The 22,917-nt window shown below is 70.6% G+C and carries 18 protein-coding genes and 1 other RNA gene; 11 read left to right on the forward strand and 8 right to left on the reverse strand.

All coding sequences use genetic code 11. The annotated features are described in order from the left end of the window. The first annotated feature begins 354 nt into the window (after window positions 1-354). The 4 genes from GRC12_RS23885 (at window position 355) to GRC12_RS23900 (ending at window position 5,588) form a co-directional block, all read left to right on the forward strand. Entirely contained in the window at window positions 355-2,031 is a 1,677-nt protein-coding gene (locus tag GRC12_RS23885; RefSeq protein WP_208781409.1) for a serine/threonine-protein kinase, read from the forward strand. Between the two features lie 119 nt (window positions 2,032-2,150). Continuing rightward, window positions 2,151-3,386 (forward strand): serine/threonine-protein kinase, encoded by a 1,236-nt coding sequence (locus tag GRC12_RS23890; protein WP_208781410.1) that lies wholly within the window; start codon window positions 2,151-2,153, stop codon window positions 3,384-3,386. Between the two features lie 192 nt (window positions 3,387-3,578). Then, entirely contained in the window at window positions 3,579-4,685 is a 1,107-nt protein-coding gene (prfB, locus tag GRC12_RS23895; RefSeq protein ID WP_208781411.1) for a peptide chain release factor 2, read from the forward strand. Between the two features lie 291 nt (window positions 4,686-4,976). Next, window positions 4,977-5,588 carry a hypothetical protein gene (locus tag GRC12_RS23900; RefSeq protein WP_208781412.1) on the forward strand — a complete coding sequence of 204 codons (612 nt, stop codon included), beginning with the start codon at window positions 4,977-4,979 and terminating at the stop codon, window positions 5,586-5,588. Window positions 5,589-5,684: 96 nt separating this feature from the next. Here the strand turns inward: GRC12_RS23900 and GRC12_RS23905 are convergent, their stop codons facing one another. Further along, on the reverse strand, window positions 5,685-5,876 hold the full coding sequence (locus tag GRC12_RS23905) for a hypothetical protein (protein ID WP_208781413.1): 192 nt from the start codon (window positions 5,874-5,876) through the stop codon (window positions 5,685-5,687). Window positions 5,877-6,109: 233 nt separating this feature from the next. Between GRC12_RS23905 and ftsE the strand changes: the two genes are divergently transcribed. The 5 genes from ftsE (at window position 6,110) to ssrA (ending at window position 10,154) form a co-directional block, all read left to right on the forward strand. Then, window positions 6,110-6,799, forward strand: coding sequence for a cell division ATP-binding protein FtsE (gene ftsE, locus GRC12_RS23910; protein ID WP_030943440.1), 690 nt, complete (start codon window positions 6,110-6,112; stop codon window positions 6,797-6,799). 36 nt (window positions 6,800-6,835) lie between these two features. Then, the gene (ftsX, locus tag GRC12_RS23915) at window positions 6,836-7,753 is read left to right on the forward strand and encodes a permease-like cell division protein FtsX (RefSeq protein WP_133046265.1); all 918 of its coding nucleotides are present in this window, start codon (window positions 6,836-6,838) and stop codon (window positions 7,751-7,753) included. A 68-nt stretch (window positions 7,754-7,821) separates the two neighbouring features. Then, window positions 7,822-9,009, forward strand: coding sequence for a S41 family peptidase (locus GRC12_RS23920; protein WP_208781414.1), 1,188 nt, complete (start codon window positions 7,822-7,824; stop codon window positions 9,007-9,009). Window positions 9,010-9,113: 104 nt separating this feature from the next. Further along, window positions 9,114-9,656 carry an SsrA-binding protein SmpB gene (gene smpB / locus GRC12_RS23925; RefSeq protein ID WP_208781424.1) on the forward strand — a complete coding sequence of 181 codons (543 nt, stop codon included), beginning with the start codon at window positions 9,114-9,116 and terminating at the stop codon, window positions 9,654-9,656. Window positions 9,657-9,759: 103 nt separating this feature from the next. Further along, window positions 9,760-10,154: a transfer-messenger RNA gene (gene ssrA / locus GRC12_RS23930) on the forward strand. A 55-nt stretch (window positions 10,155-10,209) separates the two neighbouring features. Here the strand turns inward: ssrA and GRC12_RS23935 are convergent. The 7 genes from GRC12_RS23935 to GRC12_RS23965 all read right to left on the reverse strand — a co-directional run bounded on the left by GRC12_RS23935 (window position 10,210) and on the right by GRC12_RS23965 (window position 20,900). Beyond that, window positions 10,210-13,116, reverse strand: coding sequence for a glycoside hydrolase family 3 protein (locus tag GRC12_RS23935; RefSeq protein ID WP_208781415.1), 2,907 nt, complete (start codon window positions 13,114-13,116; stop codon window positions 10,210-10,212). Between the two features lie 52 nt (window positions 13,117-13,168). Then, window positions 13,169-14,176 carry a LacI family DNA-binding transcriptional regulator gene (locus GRC12_RS23940; RefSeq protein ID WP_208781416.1) on the reverse strand — a complete coding sequence of 336 codons (1,008 nt, stop codon included), beginning with the start codon at window positions 14,174-14,176 and terminating at the stop codon, window positions 13,169-13,171. Next, a complete protein-coding gene (gene yicI, locus GRC12_RS23945; protein ID WP_208781417.1) occupies window positions 14,176-16,425 on the reverse strand; it encodes an alpha-xylosidase in 2,250 nt (749 codons plus the stop codon). The genes GRC12_RS23940 and yicI overlap by 1 nt, the downstream gene beginning before the upstream one ends. An 11-nt stretch (window positions 16,426-16,436) precedes the next feature. Continuing rightward, the gene (locus GRC12_RS23950; protein WP_208781418.1) at window positions 16,437-17,261 is read right to left on the reverse strand and encodes a carbohydrate ABC transporter permease; all 825 of its coding nucleotides are present in this window, start codon (window positions 17,259-17,261) and stop codon (window positions 16,437-16,439) included. Next, a complete protein-coding gene (locus GRC12_RS23955) occupies window positions 17,258-18,217 on the reverse strand; it encodes a carbohydrate ABC transporter permease (protein WP_208781419.1) in 960 nt (319 codons plus the stop codon). Before GRC12_RS23955 ends, GRC12_RS23950 begins: the two co-directional genes overlap by 4 nt. Continuing rightward, window positions 18,214-19,509, reverse strand: coding sequence for an ABC transporter substrate-binding protein (locus GRC12_RS23960; RefSeq protein WP_208781420.1), 1,296 nt, complete (start codon window positions 19,507-19,509; stop codon window positions 18,214-18,216). Before GRC12_RS23960 ends, GRC12_RS23955 begins: the two co-directional genes overlap by 4 nt. Window positions 19,510-19,610: 101 nt before the next feature. Then, window positions 19,611-20,900, reverse strand: a complete 1,290-nt coding sequence (locus GRC12_RS23965) for an MFS transporter (protein WP_208781421.1) — start codon at window positions 20,898-20,900, stop codon at window positions 19,611-19,613. An 84-nt stretch (window positions 20,901-20,984) separates the two neighbouring features. Between GRC12_RS23965 and GRC12_RS23970 the strand changes: the two genes are divergently transcribed. Together GRC12_RS23970 and GRC12_RS23975 are read left to right on the forward strand one after the other, a co-directional pair. After that, complete coding sequence (locus GRC12_RS23970) at window positions 20,985-21,956, forward strand: LysR family transcriptional regulator (RefSeq protein ID WP_208781422.1); 972 nt, start codon at window positions 20,985-20,987, stop codon at window positions 21,954-21,956. Between the two features lie 288 nt (window positions 21,957-22,244). Further along, a partial coding sequence (locus GRC12_RS23975; RefSeq protein WP_208781423.1) for a hypothetical protein occupies window positions 22,245-22,917 on the forward strand: 673 nt, incomplete at its 3' end.

The raw sequence follows: 22,917 nt of genomic DNA on the forward strand, positions 1-22,917 counted from the left end.
ACCCCACACGAGCCCCACCCCACACGAGCACGTCGGCCAGTACGGAAGGCATCCTCGCACCTGCCACTGACAACACGCCCATGCCCCGGTCCCAAGTGATCTTGATTGGTCACCTCTGCCCCCAAAAGTGCCTGACCAGTGGTGCGCGGGTGATCAGTTGAGATCGGTCACGTCCGGACCGCGGCAACCGGCCGACCGGGTCGAGCGTCTTTCCTTCGAACAAGGACGGGAACCGGTACGTAAGTGGCACCGGAAGAGACAACGGAAGAGGCACGGAAAGCGGACAGGATGCCGCCCGGCGTGGCGGCACTACAGTGGGTCGGAACAGCAGGCAAGCGACAGGGAGCGCATGACGTGCGGCCGGTAGGCAGCAAGTACCTCCTGGAGGAGCCGCTCGGACGCGGCGCCACCGGGACCGTCTGGCGAGCCCGCCAGCGGGAGACCGCGGGGGCCGAGGCCGCCGTGGCCGGCCAGCCCGGCGAGACGGTCGCGATCAAGGTCCTCAAGGAGGAGCTGGCGAGCGACCCGGACATCGTGATGCGGTTCCTCCGCGAGCGGTCCGTCCTGCTGCGGCTGACCCATCCCAACATCGTCCGGGTGCGCGACCTGGTCGTCGAGGGCGATCTGCTGGCCCTCGTCATGGATCTCGTCGACGGTCCCGACCTGCACCGCTACCTGCGCGAGAGCGGCCCCTTCAGCCCTGTCGGAGCCGCCCTGCTCACCGCCCAGATCGCCGACGCGCTCGCCGCCAGCCACGCCGACGGCGTCGTCCACCGCGACCTGAAGCCCGCCAACGTGCTGCTCGCGCAGAACGGCGGCCAGATGCACCCGATGCTCACCGACTTCGGCATCGCACGCCTGGCCGACTCCCCGGGCCTGACCCGCACCCACGAGTTCGTCGGCACGCCCGCGTACGTCGCGCCGGAGTCCGCCGAGGGCCGCCCGCAGACCTCCGCGGTCGACATCTACGGCGCCGGGATCCTGCTGTACGAGCTGGTCACCGGCCGTCCCCCGTTCTCCGGCCAGTCGGCGCTCGAGGTCCTGCACCAGCACCTCAGCGCCGAGCCGCGCCGCCCCTCCACCGTTCCGGACCCGCTGTGGACGGTCATCGAGCGCTGCCTGCGCAAGAACCCGGACGACCGGCCCAGCGCCGAGAACCTCGCCCGGGCCCTGCGTGTGGTCGCCGAGGGCATCGGCGTGCACGCCAACTCCGCGCAGATCGCCGCCGCCGAGGGCGTGGGCGCCCTGCTCGCCCCCGACCCGCAGCCCGCCGCCGTCCCCGGCTCCGCCGACCCCACCCAGGTCCTGCCGCACGGCGCGGGCGCCTACGACCCGAACGCCGCGACCAACGTCCTGCCGACCACCGGACGTCCCGGCCCCGTCGGCGCCGCGGACCCCACCGCCGTACTCCCGAACACCGGGGCCGCGGACCCGACCGCCGTCATGCCGCCCATGCCCCCGGGGCAGCCCGGACAGCAGCCCGAGCAGCCGCACCCCTGGCAGACCCAGCTGCGCGCCGCCCGCGACCGCAACGAGCAGACGCAGGTGCAGTACCTCGACCCGAACGAGGACCCGCTGCGCCGCCGTCCGCAGCGCCAGGTCGCCCGCCCGCAGCAGCCGCCGCCGCGCCCCCAGCAGCAGCGCCCGCCGCAGCGCGCCCCGCGCGGTCAGCAGGGGTACGGCTATCCGCAGCAGCAACAGCCGCAGCAGTATGCGCCGCCGCAGCACCAGCAGCCGCAGCGGTACGCGCCCGCGCCCGAGCCGCAGCGGCCGGTCCGCGAGCCCCGGCAGCCGCGTCAGCCCAGCCCCAACCGGATGAAGATCCCCGGGCTCGGCTGCCTCAAGGGCTGTCTGTTCATGGTCGTCATCCTGTTCGTCGCGGGCTGGCTGGTCTGGGAGCTGACCCCGCTGCAGGACTGGATCGGCACGGGCCGGGGCTACTTCTCGGAGCTAAAGCACTGGTACGACAACGTCAGCGGCTGGATCGGCGATCTGGGCGGTTCGTCCGGAAGCGGTGGCGGCGGCAACTGAGCGCCCGACCGCTGGCTTGGTGATTTGTCGACATCTGGCGGGTGATTTCCGTCTCCACGGTGAAGGCCGGCCTCTTTGACGCGTAGCTTTGGCGACAACACGCGTCAGTAGGAGCAGTCTTGGGACGGAAGATCGGCAGCCGGTACACCGCGAACCAGATCCTGGGGCGGGGCAGCGCCGGCACGGTGTGGCTGGGCGAGGGTCCGGACGGGCCCGTCGCCATCAAGCTGCTGCGCGAGGATCTCGCGTCCGACCAGGAACTCGTCGGCCGCTTCGTGCAGGAGCGCACGGCGCTGCTGGGCCTGGAGCATCCGAACGTCGTCTCCGTCCGTGACCTCGTCGTCGACGGCAACGACCTGGCGCTGGTCATGGACCTCGTGCGGGGCACCGACCTGCGCACCCGCCTCGACCGGGACCGGCGGCTCGCGCCGGAGGCGGCGGTGGCGATCGTCGCGGACGTGGCCGACGGGCTCGCCGCCGCCCACGCGGCCGGGGTCGTGCACCGGGACGTCAAGCCGGAGAACATCCTCCTGGACATGCAGGGCCCGCTCGGCCCCGGCGGCGCGCACCCGGCGCTGCTGACGGACTTCGGCGTGGCCAAGCTGATCGACTCGCCGCGCCGCACCCGGGCCACGAAGATCATCGGGACCCCGGACTACCTGGCGCCGGAGATCGTGGAGGGGCTCCCGCCGCGCGCCGCGGTGGACATCTACGCCCTCGCGACCGTGCTGTACGAGCTGCTGGCGGGTTTCACACCGTTCGGGGGCGGCCATCCGGGAGCCGTGCTCCGGCGGCATGTGACGGAGACGGTGGCGCCGCTGCCCGGCATTCCCGACGAGCTGTGGCAGCTCCTCGTCCAGTGCCTGGCCAAGGCCCCCGCCTCCCGGCTGCGCGCCTCCGAGCTGGGCGTACGGCTGCGGGAGCTGCTGCCCCTGCTCGCGGGGATGCCGCCGCTGGACGTGGACGAGCCGGACGTGGAGCCTGCCGAGGAGGCCGAGGAGGCACAGACCGTGTCGGCGGGGGAGCCGGTGCGGCGGCGGGGCGCGGTGCCGCTGGTGCCGGGCGCGAAGCCGGCGGACTCCAACCGGGACACCCACACGTCGATGCGGGTGCCGGGGCCGGACGAGCTGGCGGGCGGTGCGCGGGGCACGGCACGGGTGCCGCGGGCGGCGGGGGCGCCGCGGCCCGGGTCGGCGCGGCACCGGGCCGTGACACGGCGCCGCCGGCTGGTGCTGGGAGCGGCGGCGGTGGTGCTGGCCGCGGCGGCCGGGGTGGGCACCTGGCTCGCGACATCGGGGGACGACGCGGGGGCGTCGCCGCAGGACACGAGGCATTCGGCGCCCGCCTCGCCCTGAGCGTGCGAAGCGGTGGCGGCGGTGCTGGCCGCGGCGGCCGGGGTCGGGACCTGGCTCGGGACGACGCGGGGGCGTCGCCGCAGGGCACGGGGCATTCGGCGCCCGCCTCGCCCTGAGCGTGCGAAAGCGCAGGTCATCGCTCGGGCCCTCGGCACGGCGAACGTCGGTTGCCACAGCCGTTAGGCTGGAGGCGTGGCAGTCGTCGATGTATCCGAAGAGCTCAAGTCCCTCTCCTCGACCATGGAGTCGATCGAGGCCGTTCTGGACCTCGACAAGCTGAGGGCAGACATCGCCGTGCTCGAGGAGCAGGCGGCCGCGCCGTCCCTGTGGGACAACCCGGACGAGGCGCAGAAGATCACCAGCAAGCTGTCCCACCTCCAGGCCGAGGTCAGGAAGGCGGACGCGCTGCGCGGACGGATCGACGATCTCGCCGTGCTGTTCGAGATGGCCGAGGAGGAGGACGACCCGGACACCCGTGCCGAGGCCGAGTCCGAGCTCACCGCCGTCAAGAAGGCGCTGGACGAGATGGAGGTCCGCACGCTCCTCAGCGGCGAGTACGACTCCCGGGAGGCGCTGGTCAACATCCGCGCCGAGGCGGGTGGCGTGGACGCCGCCGACTTCGCCGAGAAGCTGCAGCGGATGTACCTGCGCTGGGCGGAGCAGAAGGGCTACAAGACCGAGCTCATCGAGACCTCGTACGCGGAAGAGGCCGGCATCAAGTCGACCACCTTCGCGGTGCACGTGCCGTACGCCTACGGCACCCTCTCCGTCGAGCAGGGCACCCACCGGCTCGTGCGCATCTCGCCCTTCGACAACCAGGGCCGCCGCCAGACCTCCTTCGCGGGCGTCGAGGTCCTTCCGGTCGTCGAGCAGTCCGACCACGTCGAGATCGACGAGAGCGAGCTGCGCATCGACGTGTACCGCTCCTCCGGCCCCGGCGGCCAGGGCGTCAACACCACCGACTCGGCGGTGCGCATCACGCACCTGCCGACCGGCATCGTCGTCTCCTGCCAGAACGAGCGGTCGCAGATCCAGAACAAGGCCACCGCGATGAACGTCCTGCAGGCCAAGCTGCTGGAGCGGCGCCGGCAGGAGGAGCAGGCCAAGATGGACGCCCTCAAGGGCGACGGCGGCAACTCCTGGGGCAACCAGATGCGGTCGTACGTGCTGCACCCGTACCAGATGGTCAAGGACCTGCGCACGGAGTACGAGGTCGGCAACCCGGAGGCCGTCTTCAACGGCGAGATCGACGGGTTCCTCGAGGCCGGAATTCGCTGGCGCAAGCAGCAGGAGAAGTAACTCCCCGCATCGCTTTGTCGATACGACAACTGCCGTCCACCGGGCGGCAGTTGTCGTTTGTCTGGGTTTTACATCACACTCACAGGTTCCAACTCCCAGTAAAAGACCTGCAACTGGACATTGCGCGCGCAACGGCCTTGACGTTGCTGTGAAAAGTGGGAAGGGTGAAGCGTGGCATGCGTATCTCTGGGGCGCATGTGAACCGGGGGAACGCGCAAGCCTGCCACCCCCGTTGATCACGGCCCCCGAGCGCCGCCTCGACGACGATGAGCTACTGGGGGTAGCAACCTTATGACCAAGAAGACGCGGATCCGCGCCGCGCGGATAGCCGCCGGTGTCGTGATCGCGGCCGGAGCGTCGCTGACCGCCGCGGGTGCCGCTTCCGCGCTGGACCTCACCGCGAGCGTGGACAGCAGCGGTGTCGCCGTGAACGTCAACACCGGCACGGACGACGACCCGCCGGCCCCGCCGACCTCCGAGCCGCCGACCACCACTCCGCCCACCGAGCTGCCGACGGACCCGGTCACCACGCCGCCGGCCCCGCCGACCTCCGAGCCCCCGTCCGACCCGGCCGAGCCCACCGGTGACCCGACGGACCCCAGTGACCCCGTGACCTCCACGCCCACCCACGGCGGCGGCAGCGGCAGCAACGGCGGCGGCAACAGCAACACCGACCCCGACGGCGGCTCCGGCACCTCCGCCCAGGAGGAGGGCTCCTCCGCCCTCACCGACACCGGTTCGGCCACCTCGTCCAACACCTCGGCGCAGGGCGCGCAGCTCGCCGAGACCGGTGCCGGCCAGACCGCGTTCCTGGTGGTCGGCGCGGCCACGATGATCGCCGGCGGCATCGGCTTCCGGGTGCTGCCCCGCCTGATGGGCGGCCGCGGCGGAGCGGCTGCCTGACGGTAGCCGTACGCGCACGGACCGTGTGCGCGGTGCGCGACGAAGGGCCCGGAGCGTCACTCACGCTCCGGGCCCTGCTCGGTCTCGGGGACCGCCCTAGGCGGTCTGGTGCGCCAGCAGCGCCACGGCGGCGATCAGCGCCGCGACCAGCGCGATCAGCGCCACGGGGTTCAGCCCCGCCAAGAAGTTCTCCTGCTGCAGCCGCTCGCGGTTCGCGCGGCACACGGGGCACCGGCCCTCGCTCACGGGCGCCGCGCAGTTCGCGCACACCAGCCGGTCGTACGTCATGCGCTCGCCCTCCTAGCCCAACGGTTCCATGAGGAGAACGTCCGTCGGTCCCGGAACGTTCCCTTCTCTACTGTGCCAGGTTCACCCGACCGGTGCGCGGGGGTCGCCCTCAGGGGCAGGACCGGGCCGGCACAAAGCGCACAAGCCCGGCGTAACCCGTCCTGCGCCTGCGATCGCCCACCCGGGTCGCGTATGGTCACGCTCATCTACCCCCGGCTACCCGTGGTGCATCCGTGATCCGATTCGACAACGTCTCCAAGGTCTACCCCAAGCAGACCCGCCCCGCACTCAGGGATGTGTCCCTGGAAGTGGAGAAGGGCGAGTTCGTGTTCCTCGTGGGGTCCTCCGGCTCCGGAAAGTCCACCTTCCTGCGGCTGATCCTCCGCGAGGAGCGGTGCAGCCACGGTCAGGTGCACGTCCTGGGCAAGGACCTCGCGCGCCTCTCCAACTGGAAGGTGCCGCAGATGCGCCGCCAGCTGGGCACGGTGTTCCAGGACTTCCGGCTCCTGCCGAACAAGACGGTGGCGGAGAACGTCGCCTTCGCGCAGGAGGTCATCGGCAAGTCGAAGGGCGAGATCCGCAAGTCCGTGCCCCAGGTGCTCGACCTCGTCGGGCTCGGCGGCAAGGAGGACCGGATGCCCGGCGAGCTCTCCGGTGGTGAGCAGCAGCGCGTGGCCATCGCGCGCGCCTTCGTCAACCGCCCCAAGCTGCTCATCGCGGACGAGCCCACCGGCAACCTCGACCCGCAGACCTCCGTCGGCATCATGAAACTGCTGGACCGGATCAACCGGACCGGCACGACCGTCGTGATGGCCACGCACGACCAGAACATCGTGGACCAGATGCGCAAGCGCGTCATCGAGCTGGAGAAGGGCCGCCTCGTCCGCGACCAGGCACGCGGCGTCTACGGCTACCAGCACTGACCGCGACCGTCCCCGGAAAGGCCCGAAGAAGACGCCATGCGCGCCCAGTTCGTACTGTCGGAGATCGGTGTGGGTCTCCGCCGCAACCTGACGATGACGTTCGCCGTCATCGTCTCCGTCGCCCTGTCGCTCGCCCTGTTCGGCGGGTCGCTCCTGATGAGCGACCAGGTCACCACGATGAAGGGCTACTGGTACGACAAGGTCAACGTCTCGATCTTCCTCTGCAACAAGAGCGACGCCGAGTCCGACCCGAACTGCGCCAAGGGCGCGGTCACGGACGACCAGAAGAAGTCGATCCTCGCCGACCTGCAGAAGATGGACGTCGTCCAGAAGGTCACCTACGAGTCCCAGGACGAGGCGTACAAGCACTACAAGCAGCAGTTCGGCGACTCCCCGCTGGCCAGCTCGCTCACGCCGGACCAGATGCAGGAGTCGTACCGCATCAAGCTGAAGGACCCGCAGAAGTACCAGGTCATCGCCTCCGCCTTCAACGGGCGTGACGGGGTGCAGTCGGTGCAGGACCAAAAGGGCATCCTGGACAACCTCTTCGGGCTGCTCAACGGCATGAACTGGGCCGCGCGGGCGGTGATGGCGCTGATGCTGGTGGTCGCGCTGATGCTGATCGTCAACACCGTGCGCGTCTCTGCGTTCAGCCGCCGGCGTGAGACCGGCATCATGCGGCTGGTCGGCGCCTCGGGCTTCTACATCCAGGCGCCGTTCATCGCGGAGGCCGCTGTCGCCGGGCTGATCGGCGGGACGGTCGCCTGCGGGTTCCTGGTGATCGCGCGGTACTTCATCATCGACCACGGCCTGGACCTGTCCCACAAGCTGAACCTGATCAACTTCATCGGCTGGGACGCCGTCCTGACCAAGCTGCCGCTCATCCTGGCGACAAGCCTGCTGATGCCCGCGCTGGCCGCGTTCTTCGCGCTGCGCAAGTACCTGAAGGTGTGACACATGCCAAGAGGGCCGTGGGGGCAACAGCCCCTGCGGCCCTCTTGCGTTGTCCTAGACTCACCGGCATGTCAGGCCGCGACCTGTTCTGCCAGCCCCGCCGCATCCGCCGCGGGGCCGCCCTGACATTGGTCTTCGCGAGCGTGCTGGTGGCCGGAGCGGCGACTGGCTCGTTCCCCGAACTCGACCGGGCCGACCGGAAGTCGGCGTCCGACGCGGCCCGCACGGCCCTGGCCGCCGGCCGTCACGAGGACGTGGCCAAGGCCGCCCAGGAGGCACTCGCGGACGGCAAGTCCCCCATGGAGGCCGCCGAGCGGGCCGTCAGCCGCAGCGGGGACCGCTGGGGCGCCGTCTACTCCCAGGGCGAGTACGAGGAGTTCGAGGAGGCCCTCGACGGCCAGTACACCGGCGTCGGCCTGTGGGCCCGGCGTGAGCGGGACGGCCGGATCGAGGTGACCAGGGTGGCCCCCGGGTCGCCCGCGGCGGCGGCCGGTATCCGCGGCGGCGACCGGCTGCGCAGCGTCGACGGACGGCAGGTCGCCGGGCAGCCGGTGACGGAGGTCGTCTCGCTGCTGCGCGGCGACGCCACGGACGCGGCGGCCGGCACCCAGGTGCGGCTCGGTCTGCAGCGCGGCACGCACGCGTGGACCGAGACCCTGCGCCGGGCCCGGCTGTCCACGGACTCGGTCACCGTTCGAGAACTCGCCGGCGGGATCACCGTCATCAAGATCTCCGCGTTCACCAAGGGCGTCGGCGAGGACGTCCGCGGCGCGGTCCGCCGGGCCCCGGCCGGCGCCGGCGTCATCCTGGACCTGCGGGGCAACTCCGGCGGTCTGGTCACCGAAGCCGTCACCACCGCCTCCGCCTTCCTCGACGGCGGGCTCGTGGCGACCTACGACGTCGACGGCGAGCAGCAGGCCCTGCACGCCGATCCCGGCGGCGACACCACCAGACCCCTGGTCGCGCTCGTCGACGGCGGCACGATGAGCGCGGCCGAGATGCTCACGGGAGCCCTGCAGGACCGCGGGCGCGCGGTCGTCGTCGGCTCGCGCACCTTCGGCAAGGGCTCGGTCCAGATGCCGAGCCGGCTGCCCGGCGGGTCCGTCGCCGAACTGACCGTCGGGCACTACCGCACCCCCTCCGGCCGCAGTGTCGACGGCCGGGGCATCACCCCGGACCTCGAGGTCGACCAGGCCGACGGCCCCACCGCCGTCCAGCGGGCCGAGACGGTGCTGAGCGGACTGGGCGACGACTGAGGGCACCCGCCCGGGGCCGGCGGGGACCCGTGACGGCCTCCGGATAAGGACTGGCCCTCCCACCCCCGCGTAGTGCGAAAATGGACGGCACTATGAGCAAGGGAATGTACGTACCCAAGGAGTCCCAGCCCAAGCAGGGCGGGGCGGCCGCCAAGGCCAAGGACGGCGAGAAGGGCGGCAAGCGCAAGATCGTCGCGCAGAACAAGAAGGCCCGGCACGACTACGCCATCATCGACACCTACGAGGCCGGGCTCGTCCTGACCGGCACCGAGGTCAAGTCCTTGCGCCAGGGTCGCGCCTCGCTGGTGGACGGCTTCGTCCAGGTCGACGGGGGCGAGGCGTGGCTGCACAACGCCCACATCCCCGAGTACGCCCAGGGCACCTGGACCAACCACTCCGCGCGCCGCAAGCGCAAGCTGCTGCTGCACCGCGAGGAGATCGACAAGCTGGCGGTCAAGGCGGACGAGACGGGTCACACGATCGTGCCCCTCGCCCTGTACTTCAAGGACGGCCGGGCGAAGGCCGAGATCGCGCTCGCGCGAGGCAAGAAGGAGTACGACAAGCGCCAGACCCTGCGCGAGAAGCAGGACCGCCGGGAGTCGGACCGCGCGATCGCGGCGGCCAAGCGCAGGCAGCGGGGCGCCTGACCCCGTCCGCACCGGCGGGAATACGGTGGCATCGGGCCGCGTTGGTCACGTACGATGGCACCAACACCGGATGAACCCGGTGTGAGCATTGAAAACAACACATGGGGATGATCGGTTTCGACAGCGGCTGTCGAAGCAGGGGAAGCGTGTCGAGGAAGCGGCCATGATCTCGTAAACCACAGGCCGAAACAAATAATCGCCAATTCCAAGAGCGATTCTCCCGAGCTCTTCGCTCTCGCTGCCTGATCAGGTAGTGATCGAATAGCTCCTTGATGGGAGTGTCAGCCCGGGGGTGTTCCCGACCCGGATCCTGGCATCAGCTAGGGGACTAAACCTTGATCCCGGTCACGGGGTGAAGAGGGAAATCAAACAGTGACTGGGCCCGTCGGCGACTTGTTCGCGTGATCGCCGGGGCCGAGAAAATCACAGCGAACTGCACACGGAGAAGCCCTGATTCCGCACCGTTGGACGCGGGTTCGATTCCCGCCATCTCCACTTGTCCCATGTGGACGAAGGCCCCGGCGCCTCACGGCGCCGGGGCCTTCGTCATGCGTCAGCGCAGGTCGAAGGTCGACAGCCGTACGCCCTTCGACAGCACCAGGTAGACGTCCGTACGGCCCTTCGCCGCGCCCGACAGCTTCGCGGTCACCGCCGTGTAGTCGTACGGCGACGACGTGCCCGCGAAGTGCGCGGTGCCGAGGAGGGTGCCGGTCGGTGAGCCGAGCCGTACCTCCACCGTGCCGGACGCTCCGGCGACGCGGGCGGTGAACTCGCTCGCTCCCGCCCCCAGTCGGGTGTCCGCGAACTTCAGCCACGCGCCGTCGGCGGCCGCCGCCACCGCCGTACCGCTCGCCTTGGACTCGTCGACGAGAGAGATGCCGGCGGAGTAGTCGTCGAAGTTCTCCGCGCGGGTCGTCTTCGACAGGTCGCGGGGCGGGATGGTCTCGCCCTTCACCTGCCAGGACGTACGGGCGCGGATGTCGGCGGACGACGAGCCCACAAGGACGTCGTAAGTGCCGCTCTCCACCACCCACTTGGAGCGGGTCACGTCCCAGTGCGCCAGGTCCGACGGCCGTACCTTCAGCCGGACCGTCCGCGTCTCACCGGGCTTCAGCGACACCCGCTGGAAGGACCTGAGCTGCTTGAGCGGCTGCTTGTCGCGGGAGGTGCGCTGGTGGGTGTAGAGCTGGACGACCTCCGCGCCCGCCCGGCTCCCGGCGTTGGTAACCGTGACCGCGTAGCCGTCGCCGACCCGCTGCAACCCGCCGTAGCGGAAGGAGGTGTACGACAGCCCGTAGCCGAAGGGATACAGCGCCTGCCCCGTGAAGTACTGGTACGTGCGGTCCGACTTGATGATGTCGTAGTCGAGGATCGGCGGCAGGTCCGCGTCCGACCGGTACCAGGTCTGGGTCAGACGCCCCGACGGGTTCGCGTCGCCGTAGAGGAGGTCGGCGAGCGCGTTGCCCGTCTCCTGGCCCGCGTGGGTGGTCCACAGCAGCGCGGGGACCTCCTGCTGCAAGGACCCCAGCGTGGTCGGGTAGCTGTTCTCGACGATCACGACCGTGTGCGGGTTGGCCGCCCGCACCGCCTTGACCAGGGCTTCCTGGGTCGGAGCCAGGGCCAGGTCCGTGCGGTCGTGGGCCTCCCGGCCGTTGATGGAGGGGTCGGAGCCGACCACCACGACGGCCTGGTCCTTGCCCCTGACCGCGGCGACGGCCTCGTCCACACCGCTGCGGACCACGTCCTTGGTGTAGTGGGCCGCCTGGTCCTTGGTGACCAGGCCGAGGGTGCCGTCCGTGCCGGTCGGGCCCAGGTAGACCGGGTTCGACCACCAGGACTCGCCGGTCTCGTAGCCGGCGTAGCGGAGCAGGTACGTGCCGTCGCCCTGGTGCTCCAGCTTGAACTGCTGCTGTACGTACCAGCCGTTCGGCTGTTTCTGGTCGTTGACGAAGTTCGACCAGTTGTAGCCGACGTACTTGCCGTTCGCCGCGGAGCGCAGGGTCACGATGCCGGAGCCCCAGTCGAAGACGTCGAACTGGGCTCCCGTACCGGAGTCCGCCGCCTCCTTCAGGGGCGCGCCCGCCTCGCCCGTCCCCGCCGTCACGTACTTGCCGGTCGAGGTGTCCTTAAGGGCGATGCGGTCCACGCCCTCGCTGCCGGCGACCGAGGTGCCGAGCTTTGACTCGATGCCGTCCTTCGGGGTGACGGCGTAGGGGAGGGTGCCGGAGTACCAGTCGGTGTAGAGGGTGTCGGCGAGGGGGCCGACGACGGCGGTACTGCCTGTCTTCTTCAGCGGCAGCAGGCCGTCGTTCTTCAGCAGGACCGCCGACTCGGTGGCCGCCTTGCGGGCCAGGGCGCGGTGGGCCGGGCTGTCGATGACGGACGCGTCGATGGAGCCGTACTTCCCGCCGCCGGGGTCGAACTCGCCGAGGCGGACGCGGATGCTCAGCACGTCTCCCGCCGCCTTGTCGATGTCCGGCTCCTTCAACAGGCCCGACGACAGCGCCGACTTGACCGCGCTCGTCGTCGGCCCGGAGTCGGTGTCGTTGTCGGTGAAGCTGTCGATGCCCGCCTTCAGCGCGGCCGCGTCGGCCTCGGCCTGGGTGCCGTAGTACCGCTGGCTGCCGACCAGGTTGCCGGGCGCGTAGGCGTCGGTCACGTTCAGCAGCCGCTGCGAGGTCCAGGTGCGGACGGTGTCGTCGAGAAGCGGACTCACCGTGTTCGGGCGGCCGTTGACGAGGTTGTACGAGGACATCACGCCCGTCGCCGCGTCCGCCGCGATCGCCGGTTCGAAGGCCTGCTCGTCGTACTCCTTCAGCACGCGCGGGCGCAGCTCGGAGGAGGTGGTGTCGCGGTGGGCCTCGTTGTTGTTGGCGAGGAAGTGCTTGATCGTCGGGGCCGTCTTGAGATGGTCCGGGTCGCCTCCCGTCAGGCCCGTGCCGTACGCCGTGGAGATCGCGCCGGTCAGATACGGGTCCTCGGAGTAGCCCTCCTCGTTGCGGCCCCAGCGCGGGTCGCGCAGCAGGTTGACCACGGGCGCCCAGAGGTTCAGCCCCCAGCCGGCCGGGCGGGTCTGCTGGAAGCCGCGTGCCTCGTCGCCGACCGCCGAGCCGACCTGCCGGATCAGGGCCGGGTCCCAGGTGGACGCCAGCCCGACCGCCTGCGGGAACACGGTCGCCCTGCCGAGCCAGGCCACCCCGTGCAGGGCCTCGGTGCCGGTGCGGAAGGACTGGATGCCGAGGCGGGGGATGGCCGGCTCGTACTGGTGGAGGAGGGAGATCTTCTCGTCCAGGGTGAGGCGGGAGAGCAGGTCGTCGACGCGCTTCGAGACCGGGAGGTCCGGATCACGGAAGGGGTAGGCGGGGTCGTCGGCGTGGGCGGGGACGGTGGCGCCCAGGCCCGCGACGAGGGCGAGGGCGACCAGGACGGTCGTTCTGGGTCTGCTTCTCTTGCCTTTCATGTCACGGCTCCTTCGAGTAGGGCCTTGCACAGGGGCGTTGACCGGACCGGGATCAGGCGTCGCGCGGTGCCGTGCTCGCCCGCTCCGTCATCCGGGGCGGCAGCAGCGTCGCCTCGGGTACGGCACTCCCGCCCAGCTTCTTCATCAGCAGCTGCACCGCCCGCTCGCCCACCTCGGCGGAGGGCAGGGGGACGGAGGTGACGGGGACGCGGACCGACTCGGCGAGTTCGTCGGGGCAGATCGCGGTGACCGAGAGGTCGCCGGGGACCCGGAGCCCGAGCTGCTCGAAGGCGTCGATCAGCGGCTCCAGGACCGGCTCGTTGTGGACGACGACCCCCGTCAACGCGGGCTGTTCCCGCAGCAGTTGCTCGGCGACCAGCCGGGCACCGGCGGGCGTGGCCTCACAGGGGTGGACGGAGGAGGACAGCCCGCCGCGGTCGGCGGCCGCGGTGAAGCCCTGGACGACCCGCTGGGCGAACGCGGTCTGCCGGACGTACACCTCCGGCGGTGACCCCACCAGCGCCACCACCCGATGGCCCAGCCGTGCCAGATGCTCCACGCACGCCTCGCCGGCCGCCTTGAAGTCGAGGTCGATGCAGGTCAGCCCGTCCGCCTCGGCCGGGAACCCGATCATCACCGACGGCCGCTCCAGTGAGCGCAGCAACGGCAGCCGGGGATCGTGCAGTTGGACGTCCATCACGATCAGCGCGTCCACGAGCGCCGTGTCCGCGACCCTGCGCAGCCCGTCCTCGCCCTCCTCCTGGGTCAGCAGCAGCACGTCGTGGTCGTACCGGCGGGCGGTGGTCACCACGGACACCGCGAACTGCATGACGACCGGGACGTGGATGCCGGCCCGTAAGGGCACCACGAGCGCCAGGACGTTGGAGCGACTGCTGGCCAGGGCGCGGGCACCCGCGTGCGGGCGGTAGCCCAGCTCACGGATGGCCGCCTCGACCCGCTGCCGGGTCTCCTCGGAGATGGGCCGCTTGCCGCTGAGCGCGTAGGAGACGGTGCTGGGGGAGACCCCGGCGTGCCGCGCCACATCGGTGATCTTCACCATCAGCCCAGCTCCAGGGAGAGGAACCCGGTCCCCGCCTCGGCCGCGGCCGTCCGCTCCCCGGCGGCCAGGCTCCACCGCGCCACCGGATCACTGCACGAGGCCCGCAGGGTGTCCCCTTCGCGGACGACGGTGAAGGTGACCTCGCCGACCGCCACCGTCACCCGTGCGCCCCGCTCGAGGCCGAACGCCCGCAGGGTGACCCCGTCGGCGTGGTCGTAGTCGGGCCGGTCGGCCACCGCCCCCACCGGGATCACCGCCCCTGGCCTCACCAGCAGCGGCACGCTCAGGAAGCCGTGCCGCTCCCGCACCCAGCGCGGCCCGGTCACCGTCCTTCCGCTCAGGAAGTGGGTCCATGTGCCCTCGGGCACGTAGTAGCTGACGTCCCCCTCGTCGCTGAACACCGGCGCCACCAGCAGGTCCAGCCCGAGCATGTACTGCCGCTCCAGGTGCGCGCACCCGGGATCGTCCGGGAACTCCAGCACCATCGCCCGCATCACCGGCACCCCCTCGGCGTGCGCGGTGCGCGCGGCCTGGTAGAGGTACGGCATCAGGCTCAGCTTCAGCCGGGTGAACTCCCGCAGCACGTCCACGGACTCCTCGTCGAAGAGCCACGGGACCCGGTAGGAGGAGCTGCCGTGCAGCCGGCTGTGCGAGGACAGCAGGCCGAACGCCAGCCAGCGCTTGAACAGTTCGGGCGTCGGCGTGCCCTCGAAGCCGCCGATGTCATGGCTCCAGTACCCGAAGCCGGACAGCCCCAGCGACAGCCCGCCGCGCAGCGACTCCGCCATCGACTCGTACGTCGCCTCGCAGTCACCGCCCCAGTGCACCGGGAACTTCTGGCTGCCGGCGGTCGCCGAGCGTCCGAAGACCACGGCCTCACCCTCGCCGCGGTGCTTGCGCAGCACGTCGAAGACGGTGCGGTTGTACAGGTACGTGTAGTAGTTGTGCATCCGCTCCGGGTCCGAGCCGTCGGACCAGGCCACGTCGAGGGGCACCCGCTCGCCGAAGTCGGTCTTGAAGCAGTCGACGCCCTGCGCGAGCAGCGCCTCCAGCTTCGCCGCGTACCAGTCGCGGGCGGCGGCACTGGTGAAGTCGACCAGCGCCATGCCCGGCTGCCACATGTCCCACTGCCAGACGCTCCCGTCCGGCCGCCGCAGCAGGTGCCCGAGCGCCTTGCCCTCCGCGAACAGCGGGGAGCGCTGGGCGATGTAGGGGTTGATCCACACGCAGATGTGCAGGCCCCGGTCCTTGAGCCGGGTCAGCATGCCCTCCGGGTCGGGGAAGACCCGCGGATCCCACTGGAAGTCGCACCAGTTGAACTCGCGCATCCAGAAGCAGTCGAAGTGAAAGACGGACAGCGGCAGTTCACGCTCCCGCATGCCCTCGATGAACGAGGTCACCGTCTCCTCGTCGTACGACGTCGTGAAGGACGTCGACAGCCACAGACCGAACGACCAGGCGGGCGGGAGCGCCGGCCGCCCGGTGAGGGCGGTGTACTTGCGCAGGATCTCCTTCGGGCTCGGCCCGTAGATGACGTAGTACGTCAGCTCCTGCGTCTCGGCGCTGAACTGGACCCGGGACACCGCCTCCGAGCCGACCTCGAAGCTGACCTTCCCCGGATGGTCGACGAAGACGCCGTAGCCAGCGTCCGTCAGATAGAACGGGACGTTCTTGTAGGCCTGTTCGGTCGCCGTGCCGCCGTCCGCGTTCCAGATGTCGACGACCTGGCCGTTCTTCACCAGCGGGCCGAACCGCTCACCGAGGCCGTACACGCTGGTCCCCACACCCAGGTTGAGCTGCTCGCGCAGAAAGTGCGCGCCCGTCGCGTCCCGCATGATGCCGATGCCCTTGGGCCCGCTGGAGGTCAGCGTGCGGCCCTGGGCGAGGAAGTCGACGTGCCAGGTGCCGGTGCGGGCCACCCGGACCGACAGCGCGCCGGAGGTCAGCGTCGCGTGCTCCTCGTCGTAGGAGACCTGCGGGCTGAACTCCGCGCCCTGCAGCTCGAACTCGGGCCCGCGCGGCTGCTCGCCCTCGAAGTGGGTGAAGGTGACGCCGATGACGTCCGGCATCGGCGTGTGCGCGCTGATCGTCACGACCGGTCCCTTCAACAGGTCGCCGCGGTGGCGGATGGGCTGCGTCGGCGCGTGGATCTCCAGCGAGACGTCCGTGGCGGTGACGTCGAGGACCTCGACGGGATGAGCCGCGGTGACGCCCTCGCGCAGCAGCCAGTAACCATCGGTGAACTTCACGTGGGGGGTCCTTACTTGACGGCACCCACGGCGATGCCGCGGGTGAGGGTCCGCTGGAAGACGAGGAAGAACACGATCGCCGGGAGGACGCCGAGCAGGGCGGCCGCGTTGGTCATCGTGGCGTCCATCAGGCGCTGGCCCTGGAGGACGCCGAGTGCCACCGACACCGTCTGGTTGTCGTTGGAGATCAGCATGACCAGGGGGAGCAGGAACTCGTTCCAGGTCCAGATGAAGAAGAAGACCAGCAGCACGCCGATGGTCGGCCGGCTGACCGGGACGACGATCCGCCACAGCACCTGCCACTTGTTGGCGCCGTCGATCCGGGCCGCCTCGATGATCTCGCGCGGGAATTGGCCCAGGACGGAGGAGAGGAGGTACGTGCCGAAGGCCGCCTGGATCACCGTGAAGACGATGATCACGCTCAGCCTGGTGTCGTACAGGCCCACCTGCTTGCTCAGGTAGTAGAGCGGGTAGACCAGCGCCTCCTGCGGCAGCATGTTGGCGAGCACGAAGAAGGCGAGCACCCAGGTGCGGCCCTTGATCCGGCCGATGCCGATCGCGTACGCGTTGAGCACGGACAGGATCGCGGCGAGGACGGCCACCGAGCCGCTGATCAGGACCGAGTTGAACAGCTTCTGGCCGTAGTCGACGCGCTGCCAGAAGTCCTTGAGGCCGTCCAGGTAGAGCCCCTGGGGGAGGCTCAGCGGGCCGTGCTCGGAGTACTCGGCGGGTGACTTGACCGCGTTGACGGCGACGATCAGGAACGGGACGACCATGAAGAGGGCCGCGATGCACAGGGCGATCAGCACCGGGTAGCGACGCAGGGCGGTGGTCATGCGCTCTCCCCCTCCTCGCTGCGGGTCTGGAGTGCGAGCAGGACCAGGGAGAGGGCCAGGATGATCACGGTGAGGATCGTGGAGATCGCGGCACCGTAGCCGACCTGCGTCTTCTCGAAGAACGTGGTGAAGGAGAAGTAGGACGGCACGTCCGTGGCCCCGCCCGGTCCGCCCTTGGTCAGCACGTACACCGCGCCGAACACCTTGAGCGCGGCGATGGTGCACCAGGTCAGGACGACATAGATCTCGGGCCGGATCTGCGGCAGCGTGATGTGCCAGAACCGCCGCCACCAGCCGGCCCCGTCCAGCTCGGCCGCCTCGTACAACTGCGGGTCCACGCGCTGGAGTCCGGCCATGAAGACCACCAGCGGGAAGCCGATCTGCACCCAGACCATCACGCCCATCACGCTGTAGAGAGCGATGTCCGGGTCGCCCAGCCAGTCCTGCTGCCAGGAGCCCAGCCCGACCGCTTTCAACAGCTCGTTGAGGGAGCCGTTGTCCGGCGCGAGGATCCAGCTCCACACGATGCCGGCGACCGCGATCGGCAGGACCTGCGGGAGGTAGAAGCAGGCCCGCAGCACCGCGGCCCACCTCGACCCGAAGTGCTTGCCGATGTAGTCGAACAGGGCGGCCGCCAGGACCAGTCCGAGCACGGTCGGTACGGCGGCCATGGCGACGACCATGAACAGGCTGTGCCGGAAGGACGCCCAGAACTCGGAATCGTCCAGCAGCTCACGGTAGTTGGCGAGGCCGGTCCACTGGGGGCTGCCGACGCCCTGCCACTCGGTGAAGCTCACGCCCGTGTTCATCAGGAAGGGGACGATGATGATCGCCGTGAAGGCGAGGGCGCCGGGCAGCAGGAACAGGGCGTACGAGTCGCGGGTACGGGGGCGGCGCGGGCCGGCGTGCGGATCGGTGCCGACGGCCCGCGCACCCCGTTCGACGGTGACCGTCATTGCTGCGGCACGCCCTTGTCGTACGCCTGCTGGAGGTTGGAGAGGTAGGCGTCCGGCTTCTCGTTCCCGGTGATCAGCTTCTGGGTCTCGGAGACGATGGTGTCGTAGAAGCCGTTGACCGGCCAGTCCGGGTAGAAGGCGAGGCCGTCACGCTTGCTCACCGTGTTGAAGTTGGCGATGAGCTGCTGGGACTTGGGGTCGGTGATGGCGCCGGTGTCGGCCGCGACCGGGATGCCGCCCTTGTTGCCGAGCAGGTTCTGGATCTTCTTCGACATGGTGATGTCGATGAAGTCGTAGGCCAGGTCCTTGTTCTTGGCGTTCTTCGGGACCACCCACAGGTTCCCGCCCGAGCCCAGGGTCAGGTTCGAGTCCGGCCACAGGGAGGTGTCCCAGTCGAACTTGGCCTCCGACTGGAAGCGGCCGTACCACCAGCTGCCGGAGAACAGGATCGGCGCCTTGCCCTGGATCCAGGAGACGCCCGCGTCCTCGGCCTTGGTACTGGTCGACTTCTTGCTGATGTAGCCCTTCTTCACCCAGTCGGCGAAGGTGGTCGCGCCGTAGGTCCAGGCCGCGTCGTGGAAGTCCGTCTTGCCCTTGTACAGCTCGTACTTGTCGACCCACGAGCGGTCGGCCTTGGACAGGGCGAGCTGGTAGAGGTACTGCTGGGCCATGTACTCGGCACCGGAATTGGCGAGCGGGGTGACGCCCTTCTTCACGAAGGCGTCCATGGCGGCCGTGAGCTCGTCGAACGTCTTCGGCTCGGCGATCGAGTACTTCTTGAACAGGTCCTTGTTGTAGTAGACCATCGTGTACTCGGCGTAGTTGGGCACGCCGTACCACTTGCCGGAGCCCATGACGCCGTTGGCGTCGTACTTGCTGGTCGTGGCCACGCCCGGGCTGAGCAGCTTGTCCCAGCCGCGTTTGGTGACCTCCGCCGACAGATCCGTCAGCAGGCCCTGCTTCGACAGCTGGCCCGCGGTCGCGTTGCCCTTGTTGTACTCCATGAGGTCGGGCGCGTCCGAGGAGTTGAGGATCATGGGCGCGGTCTTCTGGATCTGTTCGAAGCCCTTCTCCTCGAACTTCACCTTCACGCCCGGGTGTTTGGCCTCGAACTCCTTGATCGCCTCGTTCCAGGCCACGCCCATCGCGCTGTCGGGACCCTCGTAGTGCCAGAGCTTGAGCGTCTTGGCGTCGGAGGATCCGCTGTCCGAGCCGCCGCAGGCGGTCAGCAGCAGCGCCCCGCTGAGGAGCGCGGCCGCGACCGCCGTCACACGCCTTCGTGCCGTCAACATCCCGTGCCTCCGCAGGAGTCGGATGGGTAGTCGTCGAATCGATTCGATGCCAGGCGTCGAAGCGCTTCGACGGAGGACGGTAGGTGCGGGTTGTGAGCGCGTCAACGGATCTGACGTGAATCGCTGTTCGGAGTTCGTGCGCCGAGGGAGATCACGAGGGCCAGTGCGGCGGCCGTCACCGGTGCCCCGTAGGCGGCCGTCGCCGACAGATGGTCCACCAGCCAGCCGCCGGTGGCCGAGCCGCAGGCGATCCCGCCGAGCAGTCCGGTCACCGCGAGGGTCATGCCCTCGTTGAGCCGGCCCTGCGGGGTGCGCCGCTGGACCAGCGTCATGGTGGTGACCATCGTCGGGGCGGTCGCCATGCCGGCGATCAGGAGGGCGAGCGCGAGGAGCGGGAGCGAGCCGGTGAGGGAGGCGGCGAGCAGCGGCAGGGCCAACAGGGCCGTCATCGCGGCGACGCACCACGTCAGACGCCGGCCTACGGGCCCGGCCGGCCCGAGCGCCCCGAACAGCAGCCCCGCCGCGCACGATCCGGCAGCCTGCAGCCCGAGGGCCACGCCCGCCGCCGACCGGTGCCCCTGTGCGTCCGCGAACGCGATCGTGACGACCTCCGTCGAGCCGAACACCGTGCCCGTCGCGAGACAGACGGCCAGCAGCGGGGGCATCCCGGGGGCCCGCAAGGGTGACCCGGCCGGGGTGCGGCGACGCACGGGCGGCTCGGTCGAACGCTGCGCGGCGAACAGCAGGACGCCGGTCAGCAGCAGCACCGCCCCGACGAGCGTGCCCGCCTCCGGGAAGAACGTCCCGCACAGGAAGGCCGCCAGCACCGGGCCCAGCATGAAGCACAGCTCGTCCGCGGCCTGCTCGAAGGAGTTCGCGGTGTGCAGGGCCCGCTCGTCGTCCCCCAGCAGGTGGGCCCAGCGGGCCCGGGACATGCCGCCGGTGTTCGGGGTCGTCGCGGTGGCGGCGTAGGAGGCGAAGAGGGTCCAGGCGGGGGCGTCGTAGCGCACGCACAGCAGCAGCGCGAGCGAGCCGAGGACGGCGACCGCCGTGGCCGGTACGGCGATCCGGGCCTGCCCGTGCCGGTCGACGAGCCGGGCGATCCAGGGCGCGAGCAGCCCGGTCGCCGCGAGCCCGGTCGCGGTGACGGCGCCGGCGAGGGCGTACGAGCCGCGCGCCCCGGCGATCATCATCACCGCGCTCAGGCTGAACATGCCCATCGGGAGGCGGGCCAGCAGGTTCCCGAAGGTGAAGGCGCGGGCGCCGGGGAGGGCGAAGAGACGGCGGTAGGGGCCGGGCGGGCGCTCCCGCCCACGGGGGCCGAAGTCGACGGCGACGAGGGTGTCGGCGGTGACGGTGAACAGCGGTGCTTTCCTGGTCGGTTCGGGCATGTGCAGCACCGTCGCCCCGCAGCGGTCACCGGGTCCAACACCTGCTGTTCCTTGATCCACGCACTCCCGTTGTAAATTCGCCGGATGTCCGCACCCCGCCACCTCGACCCCCGTCTCCTGTGCGCCTTCGTCGCCGTCGCCGAGGAGCTGCACTTCACCCGGGCCGCCGCCCGGCTCTACCTCGCCCAGCAGGCGCTCAGCCGGGATGTGCGGCGGCTGGAGCGGGAGCTCGGGACCGAGTTGTTCGTGCGCAGCACCCGGCAGGTGACGCTCACGCCCGACGGCGAGCGGCTGCTGCCGTACGCGCGCCGAGTGCTGGAGGCGCAGGACGACCTGCTCGGGGTCTTCGGACAGACCCGTCCGCTGCTGGTCGACCTCAACTCGCCCGGCCTGGTCACCGGCCGCCGCGTGCTGCACCGGGCGCGTGAACTCGCCCCCGAGCACGAGCTGATGGCCCGTTACGAGAGCGGTCTGACGGGCGCGGCGCAGGAGTTGCTCGCCGGGCGGCTGGACGCGTCCTTCGGCCGGTTCGCGGGCCTGGACCCGGCCCTGCGGGGCGGTCTCGAGCGCCTGCTCGTGCGGTACGAGCCGATGGCGGTCGTCCTGCCCGAGGACCACCGGCTGGCGTCGCTGGAGGCGGTGCCGCTGGCCGCGCTGGCGGGCGAGACCGTGTACGCGGGCGCCGGAAACCCCCGTACCCCCGAGTGGACGGACCTCGCGCGCCGGCTGTTCGACGGACGGGGCATAGCCGTCGCCCCGCCGGCGCCGCTGGCCGTCGGCGACGAGGAGTTCGAGCGGATCATGGCCAAGATGCGCAACCCGATCCTCGCCGTGGTGGACTTTCCGGCCATGCCGAGGACCGTGGTGCGGCCCTTGATCGACCCGGTGCCTTTGTCGCCGGTGTCACTTGTGTGGCGGAAGGGCCTGGTGCACCCGGGATTCGACGCGCTTCGGCGGGCCGCGCTGGAGTTGTCGGCCGCCGAGGGATGGCTGCGGCGGCCGGTCGACGGATGGATTCCGGCCATGGATCTGGACCCGGCGCACGCCCACAAATGACACACGGCGCACACGGATCATCCTTCTGCGCTACATTCGTGGCCCGAGCACCTAGTGGTAAGGGGGGCGCAAGATCCCGGTGGGGGCCGGGTTCTGCGGCGAGTGCTCGGTGTCGTGTGCGCGCCCGGAACGGTCTCGTGGGGGATGTGCGTGCGCGTGAAGAAGTGGCGAGAAGACGCCCAACCGGAATGGCCCGAACCGCCATCAGGGGGCGATGCCCTCTCGGCGACCGGAACGGTCGCCGAAGCGAACAGAACCCAGTCGTTTCCGGCCACCGGACGAAACGAAGTGCTCGGCGCCGGTCATGGCGGAAACTCGCCGGACTCGCCCGACGGCTTCGACGCCTTCCGAAGAGGCCCCGCGGCTTCCCGCGACCCCTGGGCGGCGTCGGCCGACCCGGAGCCGTCGGCCGACCCGGAGCGCACCCATGACCCGCACGAGGTGACCGTCCAGCTGGACGGGGCCGGTCCGCGGCAGGACCTGGGCCCGCGGAAGACCGAGCCCGGGCCGGCCGCTCCCGCCGACCCCTCCGACGGACCGGTGTTCGTGGACGAGTCGGGCCGCCGCGGCCGGACCTTCCGCCGCCTGGGCATCGCCATCGGCATCGCCTGCGCGGTCTACGCCGTCGTCATCGTCGTCACCCTGCTCTCCGGCAGCTCCGACGCGCCCTGGCTGCCCGTGCCCGGCCAGCAGGACGACAAGCCGGCCGGCCGGCTCGACATCTCGCCCGCGCCCTCGGACCCGGCCCGGCCCGCCGGCACCGCCGGTGTCACCCCGGGCACCACACCGGCCGCGAGCGACGGCACCACCCCGTCGCCCGGTGCGCGCGCCACCGCGCCCGGAGCCTCCGCCGACCCGTCGGCGGCGGCCACGTCCGCCGACCCCACGCCGAAGCCCACCGAGTCGCCCACCAAGCCGGGAACCGGCCTCGGCAACCCCAGCCCGTCGGCCTCCACCAGCC

It is taken from the genome of Streptomyces griseorubiginosus (assembly GCF_017614965.1).
In the GTDB taxonomy this organism is placed as follows: Bacteria; Actinomycetota; Actinomycetes; order Streptomycetales; family Streptomycetaceae; genus Streptomyces; species Streptomyces griseorubiginosus_B.